The organism is Arthrobacter sp. I3 (assembly GCF_000520575.1).
GTDB lineage: Bacteria > Actinomycetota > Actinomycetes > Actinomycetales > Micrococcaceae > Arthrobacter > Arthrobacter humicola_A.
Map to the genome: position 1 here is coordinate 2,441 of NZ_KI914907.1, position 3,264 is coordinate 5,704.

The 3,264-nt window shown below is 65.6% G+C and carries 3 protein-coding genes; all 3 read left to right on the forward strand.

Translation table 11 applies throughout. From position 1 onward, the window contains the following. On the forward strand, positions 1 to 656 hold a 656-nt coding region (locus Y706_RS27790), incomplete at its 5' end, for a 3'-5' exonuclease (RefSeq protein ID WP_043434786.1). 394 nt (positions 657 to 1,050) lie between these two features. Beyond that, positions 1,051 to 2,220: an ADP-forming succinate--CoA ligase subunit beta gene (gene sucC / locus Y706_RS0104300; RefSeq protein WP_018776032.1), complete on the forward strand. Its 1,170-nt coding sequence runs from the start codon at positions 1,051 to 1,053 to the stop codon at positions 2,218 to 2,220. Positions 2,221 to 2,232: 12 nt separating this feature from the next. Further along, positions 2,233 to 3,135, forward strand: coding sequence for a succinate--CoA ligase subunit alpha (gene sucD / locus Y706_RS0104305; protein WP_028275595.1), 903 nt, complete (start codon positions 2,233 to 2,235; stop codon positions 3,133 to 3,135). Positions 3,136 to 3,264: the final 129 nt, after the last annotated feature.

Consider the following 3,264-nt stretch of genomic DNA (forward strand, 5'->3'; position numbering starts at 1 on the left):
CCGCCGTCGCCGAAGCCAAGCGGCTCGGCGTCGTGACCCTGATGACGCTGCACACCGCGAAGGGCCTGGAATTCCCGGTGGTGTTCCTGACCGGCATGGAGCACGGGCTGTTCCCGCACCAGCGCTCCGCCACCGATCCCAAGGAACTGGCCGAGGAACGCCGGCTGGCCTACGTGGGGCTGACCCGGGCCCGCAAGCGTCTCTACCTGACCAGGTCCGAGGTCCGCAGCATGTGGGGCCAGAGCCAGTACAACCCCGCGAGCCAGTTCATCGAGGAGATCCCGGCCGAGCTCGTCGAGTGGAAGCGCGAAGGCGCCAGCCGCCAGAGCGGAGGCTGGGGGAGCGGTGCCGGGATCGGGTCCAGCCGCTACGGCGGATCGTTCTGGGGTGCCGGGACCGCCCGCGGCGCCGCGGCCAGCCCGTCCGCCGGCTTCAACGCCGATGTTCCCGCCGCGGTGGCCAAGAACAGGGTCCAGCCGCAGAAGGAAGTCGTCGCCGTCAGCGTGGGGGACAAGGTCAACCACACCAGCTTCGGCAACGGCACCGTCCTGGCGGTGGAGGGCGCCGGGGACAAGACGGTCGCCAAGGTCAAGTTCGACGTCGGCGAGAAGCGGCTGCTGCTGCGCTACGCGCCGCTGACCAAGCTGGACGCCTGACTGATCGCGTAACTGGACGTTTGGCTGAAGACCCGGCGGGCGTCCGGGGACCGGTCCGCCGGCACCCCGTGCAGCCGCTGGCACGGGCGTTCGCCGTACATTACGAACGCGGGTCCGGCACGGCCGCGCTGGCCTTCGGAGCGCCGTCGGACACCCCAAAAACCCCGTAATCTAGCGGTTTTTCTACGCTCCATAGAATAGTGTCCTTACTCACATAACCGGTACTCTGGAACGGGCTGGTCCGATCGAAGGACTAGAGTTCCCAAAGGAGCATTGCGCCGTGTGGCTCGTTTCCAAGCTTGTCGCAGGGTGCGTTTATTCCGCAGCCCGGTAACCGCGAGTACGTGGGGTCCGGCTGTACAGAAACTACTTCGACGTAGAAGGACACTAAACCGTGGACCTGTTTGAATATCAGGCGCGCGATATGTTCGAGGCGCACGGTGTACCCGTGCTTGCTGGCATCGTGGCGCACACCCCTGAAGAAGCAAAGGCAGCTGCCGAGAAAATCGGCGGCGTAACTGTCGTGAAGGCGCAGGTCAAGGCCGGAGGCCGCGGCAAGGCCGGCGGCGTCAAGGTCGCGAAGACCGCTGACGAAGCGTTTGAACACTCCACCAACATCCTCGGGATGGACATCAAGGGCCACACCGTGCACCGGGTGATGATCGCCCAGGGTGCAGACATCGCTGAGGAATACTACTTCTCCGTCCTTCTGGACCGGGCCAACCGCAACTACCTGGCCATGTGCTCGGTAGAAGGCGGCATGGAAATCGAGCAGCTCGCCGTTGAGCGCCCCGAGGCCCTGGCCAAGATCTCGATCGACCCGGCCGTGGGCATCGACCAGGCCAAGGCCGACGAAATCGTCGCCGCGGCAGGCTTCGCCGAGGAACTGCGTGGCAAGGTCGCCAGCGTAATCCTGAAGCTCTGGGACGTTTTCAAGAAGGAAGACGCCACTCTTGTGGAGGTCAACCCGCTGGTCCTGACCGGCGCAGGCGACATCGTTGCCCTCGACGGCAAGGTCTCCCTCGACGAGAACGCCGACTTCCGCCACCCCAAGCACGCCCACCTTGAAGACAAGGACGCTGCTGACCCGCTCGAGGCCAAGGCCAAGGCGCAGGACCTCAACTACGTCAAGCTGGACGGCGAAGTCGGCATCATCGGTAACGGTGCCGGCCTGGTCATGTCCACCCTCGACGTCGTTGCTTACGCCGGCGAGAACCACGGCAACGTCAAGCCCGCGAACTTCCTGGACATCGGCGGTGGAGCTTCCGCCGAGGTCATGGCAGCAGGCCTCGACGTCATCCTGGGCGACCCGCAGGTCAAGTCCGTCTTCGTCAACGTCTTCGGCGGCATCACCGCCTGTGACGCCGTCGCCAAGGGCATCGTCGGTGCACTGGCCGAGCTGGGCCACTCCGCGAACAAGCCGCTGGTAGTCCGCCTTGACGGCAACAACGTTGAGGAAGGCCGCCGCATCCTGGCCGAGGCCAACCACCCGCTGGTTACCCTGGCCGCCACCATGGACGAGGGCGCCGACAAGGCTGCCGAGCTCGCCAACGCAGCGAAGTAGAGGGACTCGACTATGTCTATTTATCTGAACAAGGACTCCAAGGTCATCGTCCAGGGCATCACCGGCGGCGAAGGCACCAAGCACACCGCCCTGATGCTCAAAGCCGGCACCAATGTTGTGGGCGGCGTCAACGCCCGCAAGGCCGGCACAACGGTCCTGCACGGCGACGCCGAGATCACCGTTTTCGGCACCGTCAAGGAAGCCATGGCGGAGACCGGCGCTGACGTTTCCATCGTCTTCGTGCCGCCGGCCTTCACCAAGGACGCCGTCGTTGAAGCCATCGAGGCCGGCATCGGCCTCGTCGTCGTCATCACCGAAGGCGTGCCGGTCCAGGACTCCGCCGAGTTCTGGGCACTGGCCCAGTCCAAGGTGGACGCCAACGGCAAGCAGGTCACCCGCATCATCGGACCGAACTGCCCCGGCATCATCACCCCGGGCGAGGCCCTCGTCGGCATCACCCCGGCCAACATCACGGGCAAGGGCCCCATCGGCCTTGTCTCCAAGTCGGGCACCCTGACTTACCAGATGATGTACGAGCTGCGCGACCTCGGCTTCTCCACCGCCATCGGCATCGGCGGCGACCCGGTCATCGGCACCACCCACATCGATGCCCTCGAAGCCTTCGAGGCTGACCCGGAGACCAAGGCGATCGTCATGATCGGCGAAATCGGTGGCGACGCCGAAGAGCGTGCCGCCGACTACATCAAGGCCCACGTCACGAAGCCGGTTGTTGGCTACGTGGCCGGCTTCACCGCTCCGGAAGGCAAGACCATGGGCCACGCAGGCGCCATCGTCTCGGGTTCCGCGGGCACCGCCCAGGCCAAGAAGGAAGCCCTCGAGGCTGCCGGCGTCAAGGTCGGCAAGACGCCGTCCGAGACCGCCAAGCTCCTGCGCGAGGTCTTCGCGACCCTCTAGGTCCGAAGCGCCGAAGCACCAGCACTACAGCAACGCGGGGTCACTCACGGCCCATTCCACTCGGTGGGATGGGCGCGGAGTGACCCCGCGTTGTTTCTTTAAGTACGACGGCGGCAGGCCACCTTCCCC

Coding starts and splice junctions, on each gene's coding strand:
- sucD (WP_028275595.1), top strand. CDS start 2,233: ATGTCTATTTATCTGAACAAGGACTCCAAGGTCATCGTCCAGGGCATC.